Below are 14,885 nucleotides of genomic sequence, written 5' to 3' on the forward strand. Positions count from 1 at the left end.
GACAGCCTGCAATTGCGGCTATTGGCCAGTCTCTGACATCATTCGCGAATTATTCTCGCTTTGATTCCGCTTTTGCTGTGCGGGGGGATGCGGTGCCTGCTGGGGATTCCACAAACCACCATCTGGTGGAACTGCTCTATCGCGACCATCGCGCCTGGTTGCTCGGCTGGCTGCGCAAGAGCCTGAGCTGCCCGCAACGCGCCGAGGACCTCGGCCAGGACACTTTCATGCGCCTGCTGGGCAAGCCCGAGCAACTGCGCCTGCGCGAACCCCGCGCCCTGCTCGCCACCATCGCCCGCGGCCTGATGATCGACCACTTCCGCCGCAGCGCTCTGGAGCGGGCCTACCTCGACGAGCTCGCGCTGGTGCCGGAAGACGTCCAGCCCAGCCCGGAAGACCAGGCCCTGGCCCTGGAAGCCCTGCGCGAGATCGACCGTCTGCTCGGCAGGCTTTCCAGCAAGGCGCGCGCAGCCTTCCTCTACAACCGCCTCGACGGCATGCCCCACGCCAAGATCGCCGAGCGCCTCGGGGTCTCCGTGCCGCGCGTGCGCCAGTACCTCACCCAGGGACTGCGCCAGTGCTACATCGCCCTCTACGGAGCGCCGACATGAAAGGCGGCCCGGTTTCCGCACAGGTGCTGGACGAAGCCATCGGCTGGCAGCTCTGCCTGGATTCGGGCGAGGCTGGCGACCAGGAGCGCAGCGCCTTCAGCCGCTGGCACGCCGCCCACCCCGAACACGCCCGCGCCTGGGCCCAGTTGAGCGGCCTCGACGCCCAGTTCGGCGCCGCTGCCCCGAGCCCCGCCCGCCGTGCCCTGCTGCGTGCTGACAGCCAGGCGCGCAGGCGGCTGCACCGGGCCGGCCGCGGACTGCTCGGAATGGCCCTGCTCACCGGCGTGGGCCTCGGCCTGCTCAGCCAGCAGCGCCCGCTTGGCGACTGGCTGGCCGACGAAATGACCGCCAGAGGCGAACAGCGCGAACTGCAATTGGCCGACCGAACCCGGGTGCGCCTGAACAGCCGCAGCGCCCTGGATATCGACTTCAGTGCCGACCAGCGCCGGCTCGTCCTGCGCAGCGGGGAAATCCTGGTGGAGACCGGCCACGGCGACCCGCGGCCCTTCGTGGTCGCCACCGAGGACGGCGACCTGCGCCCGCTGGGCACCCGCTTCCTGGTGCGCCGCGAAGCCGGGGGCACGCGCCTGACCGTGCTGCGCTCTGCGGTCGCCGCGCGTCCGGCGCGAGCCGAGGGCGAGCGCATCATTCGCGAAGGCCAGCAGGTGCTGATGCACGACTACGCCCTGGAGCCCAGCCTGGCGGCCCCCCTCGTGGCGGATGCCTGGAGCCGCGGCATGCTGGTGGTCGACGACGTGCGCCTGGCCGACCTGGTTGCGCGCATCGGCGAATACCGCTCCGGCTACTTGGGCGTGGATTCCTCCATCGCCGACCTGCACATCAGCGGCAGCTTCCCCCTGCACGACAGCGACCGCGCCCTCGCCGCGCTGCCACCGAGCCTGCCGGTACGCATCGAGCGCTACAGCGACTGGTTCGTACGGGTCGTGCCGAAGGATTAGGAAGCCGAGGTCGAGCTCAAAACCTCGGAGGGTGCGCTATGCGCACCAAAACCTTCGCGCGAGATGGCCGGTGCGCACGGCGCACCCAACGAGCAGCTTCGCTGAATCCCCCACGGGATGCTCCGCCGTGCACCACTCGGCACATTCACGCGAACCCCTGGCGGCTCCAGGCGTCGATTGACGTACCACTCAAGACACGGAGGCCGCCGTGATGATCCGCCCATTCGCCTTCGCCCTGCTCGCGGTCCTGCTCTGCGGGACCGCTTCAGCGGCGGATGTCACCTACTACCCCGTCCCCGTGGGCACCGGGCCGCAGGACGTAGCGCCGGCCACTGACGGGCGCGTCTGGTTCACGGCCCAGCGCCAGGGCGCCGTCGGCCTGCTCGACCCCATCACCGGCCAGACCCAGCTGGTGCCCCTGGGTGTCGGCTCTTCGCCGCGCGCGCTGGTGGTGGACCAGGACGGCAGCGCCTGGGTAAGCGACCGTGGCCTCGATGCACTGGTCCGGGTCAATCCGGAAGACCTCACCGTACGGGTCCACGCCCTCAAAGGCACAGCTGCCGGAACCGACCTCGAAGGCATCGCCCTGGATCGCAACGGCGACCTCTGGTTCACCGGCCAGCGCGGCTTCTTCGGCCGTTTCAAGCCGGCCAACGGCACTGTAGAAGTCTGGCCAGCGCCAGGTGGCCCCGGCCCCAATGGCATCACGGTGACGCCCAGCGGCGAGGTCTGGTACGCCAACCAGAACGCCCGTCACATCGCCCGCGTCGACCCCACCACTGGCCACGCCAAGGTAGTGGATGTGCCGGATGCCAACGCCGGCCCGCGCCTGATCTGGAGCGACTCGCGCGGCACCCTCTGGGTCAGCGAGGCCGGCAGCGACCGCCTCAGGCGCTACGACCCGCTGGGCGAGACCTGGAGCAGCTGGCAGATCCCTGGCGGCAACGCCGACGCCCATGCCCTCTATGTCGACGAACAGGAACGGGTCTGGCTGAGCGACTTCCGCACCAACGCCATCATGCGCTTCAACCCCTTCAGCCGCCTCTTCGCCAGCTTCCCCAGCAATCGGCCGGATGCCCAGGTGACCCAGCTGTCCGGCCGTACGGGCGAGATCTGGGGCGCCGAGTCGGCGCAGGACCGGTTGGTGATGATCCGGTATTGAGCCGTCTCCTCGGCCCGCTTTTCCTGGGGGGACGAATTCATTCGCTGAGGGCAGCGGAGCTGCCCCCTTGGGATCGATTGGCAGACCTTCGGCCTGCTTAGCGATTGAAATCGCCCCCACAAGGGATTGCGCAACTTGCGAGAGAGTCATTCAAAGTGGGAAGCGCGCCTCCGCACTTGCCTGCCCGGCGGCAATCCAATGCGGTATAACTGCCCCAATAGACCGCTGCAGCTGCCGAGGACTTCGCATGAGCGCCAGCCTGACCCTCTTCTTCTCCCCCACCTCGCCCTACGTCCGCAAGGTCATGGTGCTGCTGCACGAGACCGGCCAGCTCGACTCGGTGGCCCTGCACGGCATCACCCTGACTCCGCTGAACCCCAGTGCGGAGCTGAACGACAATAACCCCGCGGGCAAGATCCCGGCGCTGCGCCTGGCCGATGGCAGCGTCCTGCACGACAGCCGGGTGATTCTCGACTACTTCGACCACCAGCACGGCGGCGAGCCGCTGATCCCCCGCGACGGTGCGGCGCGCTGGCGTCGCCTGACCCTGGCTTCCCTGGCCGATGCGGTGCTGGATGCCGCCATCCTGGTGCGCTACGAAACTTACCTGCGCCCGGAAGACAAGCGCTGGGACGACTGGGTCCTGGGGCAGTGCAGCAAGATCGACCGCGCCCTGGAATCCTTCGAGCAGGCCGCCGACGAACTGGACGAACGCTTCGATGTGGCCGCCATCAGCGCCGCCTGCGCCCTGGGCTACCTGGACTTCCGCATGCCCGACCTCAACTGGCGCCGCGACTGCCCGAAACTCGCCGCATGGTACTCAGCGGCCAGCCAGCGACCCTCGCTGCAGGCCACGGCTCCGGCGCACTGAGCCCGAGCCATTGCGCGGGCGGGGCAGGCAGGCGCCGAACAGCTTGTCCAGCTTCGCCGCCAACGCCGCACCGCACGCCTGATCGTCACGCAACCCTATCAGCCTCATTGCGCACCTCCCGTTCGCCGGTACCAGAGGTGGAAGAAGCCAGCCGCCAGCAGCAGTGCACACTGCCCCAGGGCCGCGCAGAGTTCGAGGAAGGTGCGCAGCGCCGGGTTGCGGGCCGCATCGACCAGTCCGGTTAGCCCTTGCCAGAAACCTCCCGGCAGCAGCCCCAGGGCCAGGCTGGCCAGGGGCTTGCCGGTGAACAGCCAGAGCTCGATGCAGCCTGAAGCGCCGGCTAGCAGCAGGCCCCCCAGCAGCAGTATCGAGATCGCCAGGCCGAGGACGAAACAGCCGCCGAATTGCATCAGTACACGCATGTCCGTCGCCTCCTCAGTTGCCGGTGGCCGGCAGGTTGCGGCCGACGCCGTACCAGTCCAGTTTGCGGGTCAGCACCATCACGCAGGCGAGCAGACCGAACACCAGTAGCGAGCCCATCAGCAGCGCGTAATCCTCGGCGCTGAGCAGGCCGTAGAGCATTCCGTAGAGCGCCGCGAGCCCCAGGGTGAAACCGCCGCCGCGCACCCAGCTGTGCAACACGTGGCAGAGGTAGAAACCCACCAGCGCCACGCAGGCTGCCGCCGAGATGCCATAGGCCAGGACGAACTCCAGGTGCTCGGAGAGAGACAGCAGCAACAGGTAGAAGAACGCCAGGGCCAGGCCAACCAGGCCGTACTGCACCGGGTGCACCGCAAGGCGCTTGAGCACTTCCACCAGGAAGAAGCCGGCGAAGGTCAGGGCGATGAACAGCAAGGCGTATTTGATCGCGCGGTCAGTCTTCAGGTACTGGTCCACCGGGTCGACGAAACTCACCCCGAAATCCCGCGAGTTGAAGGCGTTGCACTGGCCCTGCCTCACGCAGTCGGCCAGCGCCTCCTGCAGGTTGGTGGCGAAGAAGCTGGTCTGCCAGATTGCGCTGAAGCCCTGGGCGCCGATGCTGCGTTCGCTGGGCAGGAATTCACCGATGAAGCTCGGATGCGGCCAGGGAGAACTCAGCTCCACCCGCGAATCACGGCCCACCGGGGTGATGCTGAGGCTGGAGGTGCCCTGCAGCTTGAGGTCGAAGGCGAAGTCCAGGCTCTGCGGCGCCGCGGCCTGCAAGGGTGCGAGGGGCACGTGCACCCCGCCGTTCAGCAGGCGATCGCCGCTGCCGGGCTGGAAGTCCAGGGACCGGCCGTTCAGGCGCAGCTTCAGCGCATTGCCGATGCCGCGGATATCGCTGATGCCCACCGCCAGGAAGGGCTGCTCGAAGCGGTAATCCGCAAGGTTCTCGCCGATCCCGTAATTGGCCGGCACCAGGATCTGCCCGCTGATCTGGCTGTCGCTCTTGTACAGCCGCGCCTTGTAGATACCCCGGGCGCGCAGTTCGGTATCCACGCTGCCGACCAGGCTGAAACGCTCGGGCAGGAAGTACAGCCGGCTGCTCACCTCGCGCTCTTCGAGATGGCGCTGGCCGGTCTGCTCATAGGTCTTCCATTCGCGCACCGTGCGCTTGTAGGGCACCACCAGGATCGGCCCGGTGATCCGCTGGCTGTAGCTGGAACTCTGGGCGATGTTGGCCAGCACGCCATCGCGCGCCAGCTGGCGCTCATCGATCAGGCCGTCGATCAGCAGCAGTGGAATCATCAGCAACAACATCAGCAGGGCGATGATGCCCAGCTTGAAACCCAGGGTGCGGGTCATGGCGACTCTCCTTGTGTTGGGATGGGGAGAGTCTGGGGAGCGCCCGAGGTGGGCCGATGGGGGAAATGTGGAGATTGTGTGGGGATTGGGTGGGGGGCAAGGACGTGATTGGCAGGTCTTCTGTGGGGGCGAATTCATTCGCTTAGGGCAGCGCAGCTGCCCCGGGGACTCGGAGGGCAGGACTGCGTCCTGCTTAGCGAATGAATTCGCCCCCACAAGGAAGCGGGCAATTCCTCTGCCGCGGGCTACGCCCCACGGATGTACTGCTCCAGGTGATTGATCAGGCTTTCCTGCTCGGCGGTGATGTCCCGCACCAGATCGCGGATGGACAACAGGCCCACCAGCTTGCCGTCGTCCAGCACCGGCAGGTGGCGCAGGTTCTTCTCGGTCATCAGCTGCATGCAGTACTGGTTGCTGTCGCGCAGGGTCACCACGAAGAGGTTGGAGGTCATCACCTCTTCGATGGTGGTGGCGTAGGCCGAGCGCTCCAGCGCCGCGACGCGGCGCACGAAGTCGCGCTCGGTGACAATGCCCACCAGTTCGCCACCCTGCATTACCACCAGCGCGCCGATGTCCTTGTCGGCCATCAGCAGGGCGGCTTCCAGCACAGTGGTCGTGGGGTCGACACTGAAGATCCGGGTATGGGACTTGGTTTTGAGAATCTCGGCGACAGTTTTCATCCGGCAGCTCCTGAAGGGCCTGTGTTTCTTGTAGTCGAAGCTCGGCGCTCTGATCAGGGCCGCATCAAGAATCAAGCCAAAATCTGATTGCACAATGGCGACACCCGCCAAAAGTCAGGGCGTCGTCCTGGTCAATGTATAGCCGAAGGCGCAAGCGGCCGGCGTCGCCGGGCGGCGGCCGCATGTCAATCCGCGACGACAGGCAGTCGCAGACAGGCCTGAACGCCGTCGTCGCGGTTGCGAACCTCGAGTTCGCCGCCGTGGAGCCCGGCCACTTCCTGCACGAAATTGAGGCCAAGCCCCGTGCTCTTGCGCCCCGTTGCGGGGCGCGGCAGGGAGTAGAAGCGTTCGGTGAGGCGCGGCAGGGCGAACTCGGGGATGGGTTCGCCCTGGTTGAACAGGCGCAATTCGAGCCAGGGGCCGCGCCGCTCGGCCTCCAGCCGCAGCAGGCCGCCGGCCGAGATGAAGTCCAGGGCGTTGTCCAGCAGGTTGGCCAGGGCCTGGCTGAGCAGGAAGCGCTCGCCCAAGGCGCACAGTCCTGGCGCAACGCGGTTCTCCACCCTGAGTCCGGCCGCCTGGATGCGAGCTGCCTGGGCCTGCAGCAGTTCCTCGGCGAGATCATGCAGGCCCACCGGGACCCGCTCTTCCAGGCCCTGGCGCTGCTCGACCCGGGCCAGGTTGAGCAGGCGCTCGATCAGCTGCTGCAGGCGCGCGCCCTCGTTGCCGATATTGGCCACGAAGCGCTGCCGCTGCTCGGCCGGCATTTCCCCCTCCAGCAGCTCGGCGGCGCCACGGATGGCCGCCAGCGGGCTTTTCAGCTCGTGGGTCAGGGTATGCACGTAGCGTTCGACGTAAGCCTTGCCTTCCAACTGGGTGCGCATGCGCTCCACAGCGGCAGCCAACTGGCGCAGCTCGCCGCCGCTCATGCGCGGCAGTTCGGCGCGCCGGCCTTCGCTCACCGCCTGGGCGTAGTCGCGCAACCGGCGCAGGGCGCGGCTGAGCCACCAGGAGAGCAGCCCGCCCACTAGCAGACCGAGACCGATCAGCCCGGCGCCGAGCCAGGTCAGGCGCGTCTGCGAACGCTCGATGTAGGGCTGCAGCGAGGCGTTGGGCTTGGCAACCGATACGACGCCTATGATCCGTTCGCCGTCGCGGATCGGCGCGGCCACGTACATGACCGAGGAATCCGGGTCGCTCGGGTCTTCCCGGCTGGAGCGAGCGCCGTACTGGCCACGCAGGGTGAGGTAGACATCGTTCCAGCGCGAATAGTCCTGGCCCACCGCCGCGCCGCTGGAATCCAGCAGCACGATGCCCTTGTCGTCGGTGACGTAGATGCGGTGGTTGACCCGGTTCTTGCGCACGCCCCAGATATCCGCTTCCGGCTGGCGCTGGCCGTAGGCGCGCAGCAGTTCGGGCAGGCGGCCCTGGTCGAGGGTGCCGGCGCGCACCTCGTCCCGGAGGATTTCCGCCAGCAGGTTGGCGGTGTCCACCAGGGTCTCTTCGGTGGACTGGCGCACGCCGGGGCGGATCTCTTCCATCACCGTGCTGAGCACGAACCAGCCGGCGAGGCCGACGAAAAGGAAGTAGACCAGGAAGATGCGAATGCCCAGCGGCATCAGGCGTGGTCCGGCGAATAGCTGTAGCCCAGGCCGCGATGGGTCTGGATGGGTTCGGCGGCCGGCGCCACCTGGCGCAGCTTGGCACGCAGGCTCTTGATGTGACTGTCGATATTGCGCTCGTAGCCGGCCTCGCTGGCCACGCCCAGAGCGTCCAGCAACTGCTCGCGGCTGAATACCCGCTCGGGCTGCGCCAGCAGCGCCTGGAGCAGACGGAACTCATGGCGGGTCAGGCCCAACGGCTGGCCGTGGTAGTGGATGCGCACCCGCTCGCCGTCGACCTGGAAGGGCCCGTTGGCGGCGGGTGCGGAGGCCGGCTCGCGAGGCGCGGTGCGTTTGAGGATGGCGCGCACCCGCGCAGCCACTTCGCGCGGGCTGAAGGGCTTCACCACATAGTCGTCGGCGCCGATTTCCAGGCCGACGACCCGGTCGATCTCGGCATTGCGCGCGGTGAGGAAGAGCACCGGCACCTCGGAGAAGCGCCGCAGCGCCTTGCACAGTTCGAAGCCGCTGGTATCCGGCAGGCCGACGTCGAGGATCACCAGGTCCACCGGCTGCTGGCGCAACAGCTCCAGCGCCGGGCCGCCGAGGCTCAGCCAGGTGGTGGCGTTGCCGTCGGCCTGCAACGCGTAGATCAGGGTGTCGGCGATGGCGGCTTCATCTTCGACGATGAGGATGTGCGGCATGGGCGTCCCGGCGCATGGAAGTGACGGGCAAGGTGCCGCAAGGTTTTCACTCAGTCAATCAGCACTGGGGCTGGCCGGCGGTGAACTTGCGGCCGGGGTAGACGGCGGCCTTGAACTCGCGCAGGGCCTTGGCGCCGATCAGCAGTGGGTAGTTGAAGCTCGAACGGTCGGTGAGGTTGACCTCCACGGTGCGCTTGACGCCACCCAGGCACATTTCCATATCCACCACCGGGCGCTTGGAAAGCTCGGCCGAGGGTGCTTCGTCTTCATCGCCCAGTTCGTCGGCGCGGTTCTTGATCTTGCTGATGCGCGACAGGCGGTGCTCGAACAGCGTGTCGTCGGCATTCTTGGTGGCCAGGCGGAAGCGCACCCAGTCCTCGCCGTCGCGCTTGAAGCGCTCGATGTCCTTGGCCGAGAGCGAGGCGGTGAGGGCGCCGGTGTCCATCTTGGCCTTGAAGGTCTGGCCAATCTCCGGCAGGCGCACGTATTCGTAGCGGCCATAGAGGGTGGGTTCCTGGGCGGCGAGGGCGGGCAGCGCCACCAGGGCAAGCAGAGCGATAACGGATTTCAAGACACCATCTCCTGATTCAGGGGGTACGGTTCTGGGACTGAGCGGATGGGTAAAAGGTTCGCCATCGGCGAGGCAGCGGGCTGCCCAGAAGCATACCCGCCCCCCGGGAACGGGCAAGGCCCGGCCGCGAGAGAACCGCTCGTCGCGTCATCGACGACTGCGTATCATGGCGCGCAATCAAGCGCACGAGGACGAGGCCCCATGCAGGCACTGCTGACCGGAATCGCCACCACCCTGCTGCTTCTGCTCAACACCCTGACCCTGATCGGCCCCATGCTGGCCATCGCCCTGCTCAAGTTCGTCCTGCCTGGCCAGCACCTGAAGGATGCCTGCTCCCGAGGCGTGATGTGGGTAGCCGAAACCTGGGCGGAGAACTGCAAACGCGTCTTCGCCAGCTTCACCCCCACCCACTGGGACATCCGCGGCGGCGAAGGCCTGCGCAAGGACACGTCCTACCTGGTGATCAGCAATCACCAGTCCTGGGTCGACATTCCGGCGCTGGTCCAGGCCTTCAATCGCAAGGCGCCCTACTTCAAGTTCTTCCTGAAGAAGGAGCTGATCTGGGTACCCTTGCTCGGCCTGGCCTTCTGGGCCCTCGACTATCCCTTCATGAAGCGCTACAGCAAGGCCTTTCTGGAAAAGCATCCGGAGATGAAAGGCAAGGACCTGGAAATCACCAAGGCCGCCTGCGAGAAGTTCAAGCGCATGCCGGTGACCGTGGTGAACTACCTCGAAGGCACCCGCTTCACCCCCACCAAGCACGCCAATCAGAAATCACCCTATCGGCACCTGCTCAAGCCCAAGGCCGGCGGCGTGGCCTTCGTGCTGGCGACCCTGGGCGAACAGCTGGATGCCGTGCTGGACGTCACCCTGGTCTACCCGGGCAATGGCGTGCCCGGCTTCTGGGCGCTGCTGAGCGGCCAGGTGTCGCAGGTCATCATGGACATCCGGACCCTCGAGCTGGACCCGGCACTCTGGCAGGGCGATTACGAGAACGACCCGGAATTCCGTCAGTACGTCCAGGCCTGGGTCAGCCGGCTCTGGCACGAGAAAGATGCGCGCATCAGCAAGCTGAGCGCGGAACTGGAGGGGTAGGCCCAAAAGGCCTACCTCTCCACAGCTCAGGTCGAAATGCCACTCACCGGCGCCGGTTGCACCGGAACCTGCTGGATCGGGGCCTGCTGGACTGGCGTTTGCTGGACCGGCGCCTGCTGCAACCCCGGGGTCACCGGCGGCACGGTCCATTGCCAAAGGCTGCTCAGGCTCTGCAGCAGCGAATTGGCCAGGCCCTGCTGGCCGAGGAAGGACAGGATCAGCGGGGCGAACCGGCCGATCAGGCCGCTATCCATGCCCATGGTGCCGAAGGCCTGGCTGACATCCGCCATGCTGTTCATCTGCTGCCCCGCCAATATGCCGGCCTGATTGCCCAGGCCACTACCCAGACCATTGCCCGGCTGCTGGCCGAGCAGGCCGCCGATGCTGCTCAAGAGGCCCTGGGTATTGGGGTCGGTAAGCATGCCGACGCCCGGCACCGCCTGGTCCAGCTGGGCGAACTGGTCAGCCGGCAGGTTGTTGCGCGCCAGGCCGAAGAGCGCCGCAGCGCCGCCCAGGGCCTGTTCCGGCGTGATCTGCAACTGGCCGCCCAACTGCTCGAGCATCGCAGCCGACTCCGCCGGCGCGATACCCGGCCCCTTTTCCTCCTGGCTGCCCGCACCGCTCGCGGCAGCAGCGGCGACGACATCGCCCAGGGTGACGGCGAACACCGGGCTGGCGGCCAGGCTGAGCAGGACGGCCAGGGTCAGGCTTCGGGGAGTGTGCATAGGTCGACCTCGAGGAAAGATCCTTGCCGGAACACTGCGTACCGGCAGGTGAGCGGAGGCTCGGCAATATGACTGCGACGGCCGGGTTGTCGTTCCCGGCATTCCGTCAGTTTGATGCAACCTCAACCTGAGACCCGCTTGCCCCACACAGAAAGGGGTTTCATGGATAGATGCTCTACCTGTCGAGGTGCCCGGGGGAATTGAACCACTGCGGGGTGATACCAGTGCCGGAGAAGGCATTTGAATGCATGCCCTGGCGAACACCGAAATCTCGATCGCATCCAGCGAATTGCACCGGGCTGCGTGATCAAGTGAAGAGGCTCAGATCAATACCTTCGGTGGCCAACGCTCGACGAACAGCCGGTCGCTCGATGACAAGGCGAATGGTTTGGGCCCACACCGGATACTTTCCGTTCATATCCTGATTGATCCATTTGCCCCAAAGCCAGAACACCAGAAGCACGGGATGAACGATGGTGTAGGTTTCAGGGAGGGGCATTGCCTTCAACTGATGTTCGATGAAGGCGTAGTCCCGCGCGACATTCTTCATCCCCTTGGCCATGACATCGGGAAAGCACGCCGGATCCTCAATGACTCGCTGAGGCCTCCAGATCTGGCCGTATGCCAGCGTATGAACGGTTCCCGACAACCAGTTCAACCACTCAACACAACGTGCCAGCGCTCCAGGCTCGCGTGGAGCGAGATTGCTTTCGGGATGCTGAAAAGCAAGAAAAAGCAATATGGCCGGCAGCTCGGTCAGGACACCGCTGACGCCACCGATATTCCCTGAACTTGATTGCAGAGCGGGTACTCGGCCTTTGGGATTGATCGACAAGTATTCAGGAGTCTGGGTCCCAACGCCTTTCAATGCAGAACGCAACTCCAGTTCGAAAGGCAACTCAAGTTCTTCCAGAAGTATATGTGCCGCCAGCGAACAGGCACCTGGCGAGTAGTAAAGACGATACATAAGTGCTCCTTTGGATATCCTTATAAAGAAGAATACTAGCAGCTCTCGATGGACGTGCAAAATCAACTATCAGACAGCACTGACAAATTAATCAGATTTTGCGCACACAAATAAAAGACCAACATAAAAATTTAAACAAGCCTATCAGCCATGCAACAACAAAGCTGTAGTTTTCTACAGGTGACGAACCTCCTCCATCACGAAACTATATATCCATCGGCACCCGGTGGATAACGACCAAATTAGTGCCAAGCGCTGACATGACGAAGGAATGTCTTATGCCATATGTGGTGACTGCTGAATGCGTATCGTGTAAATCAACGCGGTGTGTTGATGTATGTCCTGTGGATGCATTCCGTGAAGTACCAATGCAGCTGATCATTTGTCCGAAGACTTGTATCGAGTGCGGTGTGTGTGAACCTGAATGCCCTGTAGACGCTATCCTGCCTCCGGACCTGACAGACCCTTACTTCATTGATGTCTTGGAAATTAATACGCAACTGGCCAAGTTAGCACCCGTGCTTTCTAAATCCCTAAGCCATTAATTTCACTACACACCAACAAGGAATATCGTAATGAATGAAAAAGTCGTCAACCTAAAGGCGTGGTTAAAATCCGCCTGGGACTCGAAAGAACAATGGTCTTCAGCCAACGACAACCCTGCGCAGCGCGAGCAACTTTGTCTCGCAGCAAGAGTTCTTGCCACCCGCGCCTACAGCGAACAGGACGACCATGCCCTGACACAGCTTCATCAGTGTTTGGCCCTGATATACCGCCATGAATTCGAATGCATCCAGTTCGAACAAATTGATATGGATACACGCCCGGCACTTGGCGAAATACTATCCATCCTCGAAAATTCCATGCTTCAACATGAGATTCGAGAAATCGGTCCGACCAGCACACTGGATTATCCAGAACAAGGTACACAGTACGTAAAATGGCTGAAAAAACTGATTTCACAATGCCCTTCAAGCGTTCATGAATTCTATACTGAATTTCTCAGTGAGCGCGCTACCGCCGAGGACTTAAAGTACTACTTAATCCAGGAAACAAATCTGGATCCGCGATTTGACGACATTCTCGCCTTCATGCAAGTCGGGCTTCCCGTTGACCAAAAAATGGAACTCGCCAAAAACTACTTTGACGAGATGGGAAATGGCCAGTCCGCCGAGGTTCATTCGAGAATATTTTCAGAGACACTGGAAGCGGTCGGCATCACACCCCATGACCTCTCCCACAATATGCTGACCAATTCGATAGCGTCGGGAAACCTCAGTGCCTGTCTCGCCTTGTCACGACGCCACTTCTATAAGGCCGTAGGGTATTTTGGCGTAACCGAATACCTCGCACCACGTCGTTTCAAACACGTAGTCAAAGCCTGGAAGCGCAACAACTTACCCGTCGAGGGTGCGAAGTACCACAACTTGCATATCTACATCGACACCGAACACGCCAATGGTTGGTTCAATAACGTTGTCGCACCTTTGGTCGAGCAAGACCCACGCATCGGCGAAGAGATAGCTAAAGGCGCACTCATGCGCATCAACTCGTCGGCGCGTTACCTAGACGAGCTCATGCAAAAACTTTCAACCCCCACCCCGCTGGCCGTCTGAATGGAGAAGAGCATGTCTGTGATGAAGCAGGATTACCAAATCATAAAACTGGCCCCGTTCAGCAACGAGATTATTGAAAGCTACTCACGTCTGGTCGCGGACCCGTACATGGGGAGTGGAAACCGCTTCAGACGTTTTTCACAGTACCGAATGTTATTTAAAGAACGATGGAGTTTTGAAAAGCTTGAACATCGCCCTTACATGACTTTCTCCAAATACAACCCGGTTTCCGGTGGTATCAAGCGGTTCTACGAGCCTCTGGAGGTTGACTTCACCCCCTATATAGAACAGGCCGCAACCTGCATACCTCTTGATCCTTCACATGACTGGCAAATTAATGTCCATCAATACCGGGTTATCGTCACACCTTCATTAGAAGGTATCACGGTGCCTGAGGGGCGCCACCGCGATGGTCATTCTTTCGTGATGATCGGCGTGGTTAAACGTGAAGGCATTCAGGGTGCAGTCATGAAACTCTACAGAACCCCTCAGGATACGACACCATTTTATGTCGGAACGGTATGGGAAGGTCAGGCTGCCTTGTTGAACGACCAAACACTTCTGCATGACGTTACCGAAATAACTGCGCTTGAAGAAACCGGTTATCGGGACATATTTGTGGTCGCATTCTCTCCCTGGGCCGAACGCTGGCATGGAGAAGAGTTCGAAAATAAAGTGATTGAATCTACAACTTTATAGATACAAGGAATGCCCTGATGAGCAATGAGACTATCTTTAGCCGTGACGTACTTTTCAGCCGTATGATTGGTCTGGTTAGCGAGGCTGACATGCGGACCCTGGAAGGAAAGCGAGTTGCAATTCCAGGCTGTGGCGGAACCGGTTATACCTACGCCGAGTGCTTGGTCCGGATGGGTGTAGGCGCTATTAACCTCGCCGATGCCGATACCTTCGGCCCTGAGAACATGAATCGCCAGTTCGGCTGTTCGACCCAAACGATTGGCCGAAAGAAGTCCGAGGTGCTGACCGAGCGACTCCATTGCATCAACCCCGCTATCCAAGTGAATAGCGTTGACTTCCTGAGTGAATCCAATGTCGATGAATACCTCGACGGTGTCGACGTAATCTGTGACACCTTAGACTTTTTCGTGATCAAACCCCGTGTACTCCTTTACCAAGAAGCGCGCCGCAGAAATATCCCTGTCGTACTCTGCTGCCCGGTCGCTTTTGGTGTAACGGCGCACATTTTCATGCCAAACAGCATGACTTTCGAAGATTATGCAGACATTGACCCTCAAGCCAGCGAAGAAAACAACCTGCGGAAATTTGGAGCGTCGCTGACCCCCTCAGCCTTGCACAAACGCTACATCGATTCGCCCCAACTTGATTTTTCTGCAAGGAAAGTCGCGTCACTGAGTGCCACCTGTCTGATGGCAAGTTCGTTCGGCTCGATGCTTGCACTGATGCTGCTACTAAAAATGGACTTCCATCTCAAGCCTGTGCCGCACAGCTACGAATTCGACCTGCGGGCCAATGCGTTCAACGAGATCCAACGCTCATAATCTCATTCAAGGTGATAGCAA

Annotated in this window: 16 protein-coding genes; 8 read left to right on the forward strand and 8 right to left on the reverse strand. The window is 62.5% G+C overall.

All coding sequences use genetic code 11. The features are described 5' to 3' along the window. Window positions 1–92: 92 nt before the first annotated feature. The 4 genes from E8F12_RS12270 to E8F12_RS12285 all read left to right on the forward strand — a co-directional run bounded on the left by E8F12_RS12270 (window position 93) and on the right by E8F12_RS12285 (window position 3,603). The gene (locus tag E8F12_RS12270; RefSeq protein ID WP_280325513.1) at window positions 93–611 is read left to right on the forward strand and encodes an RNA polymerase sigma factor; all 519 of its coding nucleotides are present in this window, start codon (window positions 93–95) and stop codon (window positions 609–611) included. Further along, window positions 608–1,570, forward strand: a complete 963-nt coding sequence (locus E8F12_RS12275) for a FecR family protein (protein WP_280325514.1) — start codon at window positions 608–610, stop codon at window positions 1,568–1,570. The genes E8F12_RS12270 and E8F12_RS12275 overlap by 4 nt, the downstream gene beginning before the upstream one ends. Window positions 1,571–1,781: 211 nt before the next feature. Further along, entirely contained in the window at window positions 1,782–2,732 is a 951-nt protein-coding gene (locus E8F12_RS12280) for a lyase (protein WP_280325516.1), read from the forward strand. A 247-nt stretch (window positions 2,733–2,979) separates the two neighbouring features. Further along, the gene (locus E8F12_RS12285; RefSeq protein ID WP_280325517.1) at window positions 2,980–3,603 is read left to right on the forward strand and encodes a glutathione S-transferase family protein; all 624 of its coding nucleotides are present in this window, start codon (window positions 2,980–2,982) and stop codon (window positions 3,601–3,603) included. Between the two features lie 104 nt (window positions 3,604–3,707). On the opposite strand, the gene E8F12_RS12290 is transcribed toward E8F12_RS12285, so the two are convergent. The 6 genes from E8F12_RS12290 to E8F12_RS12315 all read right to left on the reverse strand — a co-directional run bounded on the left by E8F12_RS12290 (window position 3,708) and on the right by E8F12_RS12315 (window position 8,941). Next, a complete protein-coding gene (locus E8F12_RS12290; RefSeq protein WP_280325518.1) occupies window positions 3,708–4,025 on the reverse strand; it encodes a hypothetical protein in 318 nt (105 codons plus the stop codon). A gap of 13 nt (window positions 4,026–4,038) precedes the next feature. Continuing rightward, window positions 4,039–5,388, reverse strand: coding sequence for a cell envelope integrity protein CreD (gene creD / locus E8F12_RS12295; protein ID WP_280325519.1), 1,350 nt, complete (start codon window positions 5,386–5,388; stop codon window positions 4,039–4,041). Between the two features lie 245 nt (window positions 5,389–5,633). After that, window positions 5,634–6,068, reverse strand: a complete 435-nt coding sequence (locus tag E8F12_RS12300) for a CBS domain-containing protein (RefSeq protein ID WP_280325521.1) — start codon at window positions 6,066–6,068, stop codon at window positions 5,634–5,636. Window positions 6,069–6,253: 185 nt separating this feature from the next. Further along, complete coding sequence (gene creC, locus E8F12_RS12305) at window positions 6,254–7,684, reverse strand: two-component system sensor histidine kinase CreC (RefSeq protein WP_280325522.1); 1,431 nt, start codon at window positions 7,682–7,684, stop codon at window positions 6,254–6,256. Beyond that, window positions 7,684–8,370, reverse strand: coding sequence for a two-component system response regulator CreB (creB, locus tag E8F12_RS12310; protein ID WP_280289278.1), 687 nt, complete (start codon window positions 8,368–8,370; stop codon window positions 7,684–7,686). The genes creC and creB overlap by 1 nt, the downstream gene beginning before the upstream one ends. 58 nt (window positions 8,371–8,428) lie before the next feature. Beyond that, window positions 8,429–8,941, reverse strand: a complete 513-nt coding sequence (locus tag E8F12_RS12315; RefSeq protein ID WP_280325523.1) for an ATP-dependent zinc protease — start codon at window positions 8,939–8,941, stop codon at window positions 8,429–8,431. Window positions 8,942–9,142: 201 nt separating this feature from the next. Here E8F12_RS12315 and E8F12_RS12320 point away from each other — a divergent pair, with 201 nt between their 5' ends. Further along, the gene (locus E8F12_RS12320; protein ID WP_280325525.1) at window positions 9,143–10,036 is read left to right on the forward strand and encodes an acyltransferase; all 894 of its coding nucleotides are present in this window, start codon (window positions 9,143–9,145) and stop codon (window positions 10,034–10,036) included. 26 nt (window positions 10,037–10,062) lie between these two features. Here E8F12_RS12320 and E8F12_RS12325 read toward each other — a convergent pair whose 3' ends face one another. Beyond that, the gene (locus E8F12_RS12325; protein WP_280325526.1) at window positions 10,063–10,761 is read right to left on the reverse strand and encodes a DUF2780 domain-containing protein; all 699 of its coding nucleotides are present in this window, start codon (window positions 10,759–10,761) and stop codon (window positions 10,063–10,065) included. 307 nt (window positions 10,762–11,068) lie between these two features. Continuing rightward, on the reverse strand, window positions 11,069–11,728 hold the full coding sequence (locus tag E8F12_RS12330; protein ID WP_280325527.1) for a glutathione S-transferase: 660 nt from the start codon (window positions 11,726–11,728) through the stop codon (window positions 11,069–11,071). Window positions 11,729–12,303: 575 nt separating this feature from the next. Here E8F12_RS12330 and E8F12_RS12335 point away from each other — a divergent pair. From E8F12_RS12335 to E8F12_RS12345, 3 genes are read left to right on the forward strand one after another with little or no spacing between them, the layout of a single operon-like run. Further along, window positions 12,304–13,344: an iron-containing redox enzyme family protein gene (locus E8F12_RS12335; protein WP_280325528.1), complete on the forward strand. Its 1,041-nt coding sequence runs from the start codon at window positions 12,304–12,306 to the stop codon at window positions 13,342–13,344. 12 nt (window positions 13,345–13,356) lie between these two features. Then, a complete protein-coding gene (locus E8F12_RS12340) occupies window positions 13,357–14,043 on the forward strand; it encodes a 2OG-Fe dioxygenase family protein (RefSeq protein ID WP_280325530.1) in 687 nt (228 codons plus the stop codon). Window positions 14,044–14,060: 17 nt separating this feature from the next. Next, a complete protein-coding gene (locus tag E8F12_RS12345; RefSeq protein WP_280325531.1) occupies window positions 14,061–14,864 on the forward strand; it encodes a ThiF family adenylyltransferase in 804 nt (267 codons plus the stop codon). The last annotated feature ends 21 nt before the right edge of the window (window positions 14,865–14,885 follow it).

Source organism: Pseudomonas sp. BN102, assembly GCF_029871245.1.
In the GTDB taxonomy this organism is placed as follows: Bacteria; Pseudomonadota; Gammaproteobacteria; order Pseudomonadales; family Pseudomonadaceae; genus Metapseudomonas.

Excerpts from the sequence above, each read along its gene's own strand:
- E8F12_RS12275 (WP_280325514.1), top strand. The coding sequence starts at position 608 with ATGAAAGGCGGCCCGGTTTCCGCACAGGTGCTGGACGAAGCCATCGGC.
- E8F12_RS12280 (WP_280325516.1), top strand. The coding sequence starts at position 1,782 with ATGATCCGCCCATTCGCCTTCGCCCTGCTCGCGGTCCTGCTCTGCGGG.
- E8F12_RS12285 (WP_280325517.1), top strand. The coding sequence starts at position 2,980 with ATGAGCGCCAGCCTGACCCTCTTCTTCTCCCCCACCTCGCCCTACGTC.
- E8F12_RS12290 (WP_280325518.1), bottom strand. The coding sequence starts at position 4,025 with ATGCGTGTACTGATGCAATTCGGCGGCTGTTTCGTCCTCGGCCTGGCG.
- creD (WP_280325519.1), bottom strand. The coding sequence starts at position 5,388 with ATGACCCGCACCCTGGGTTTCAAGCTGGGCATCATCGCCCTGCTGATG.
- E8F12_RS12300 (WP_280325521.1), bottom strand. The coding sequence starts at position 6,068 with ATGAAAACTGTCGCCGAGATTCTCAAAACCAAGTCCCATACCCGGATC.
- creC (WP_280325522.1), bottom strand. The coding sequence starts at position 7,684 with ATGCCGCTGGGCATTCGCATCTTCCTGGTCTACTTCCTTTTCGTCGGC.
- creB (WP_280289278.1), bottom strand. The coding sequence starts at position 8,370 with ATGCCGCACATCCTCATCGTCGAAGATGAAGCCGCCATCGCCGACACC.
- E8F12_RS12320 (WP_280325525.1), top strand. The coding sequence starts at position 9,143 with ATGCAGGCACTGCTGACCGGAATCGCCACCACCCTGCTGCTTCTGCTC.
- E8F12_RS12325 (WP_280325526.1), bottom strand. The coding sequence starts at position 10,761 with ATGCACACTCCCCGAAGCCTGACCCTGGCCGTCCTGCTCAGCCTGGCC.
- E8F12_RS12330 (WP_280325527.1), bottom strand. The coding sequence starts at position 11,728 with ATGTATCGTCTTTACTACTCGCCAGGTGCCTGTTCGCTGGCGGCACAT.
- E8F12_RS12335 (WP_280325528.1), top strand. The coding sequence starts at position 12,304 with ATGAATGAAAAAGTCGTCAACCTAAAGGCGTGGTTAAAATCCGCCTGG.
- E8F12_RS12340 (WP_280325530.1), top strand. The coding sequence starts at position 13,357 with ATGTCTGTGATGAAGCAGGATTACCAAATCATAAAACTGGCCCCGTTC.
- E8F12_RS12345 (WP_280325531.1), top strand. The coding sequence starts at position 14,061 with ATGAGCAATGAGACTATCTTTAGCCGTGACGTACTTTTCAGCCGTATG.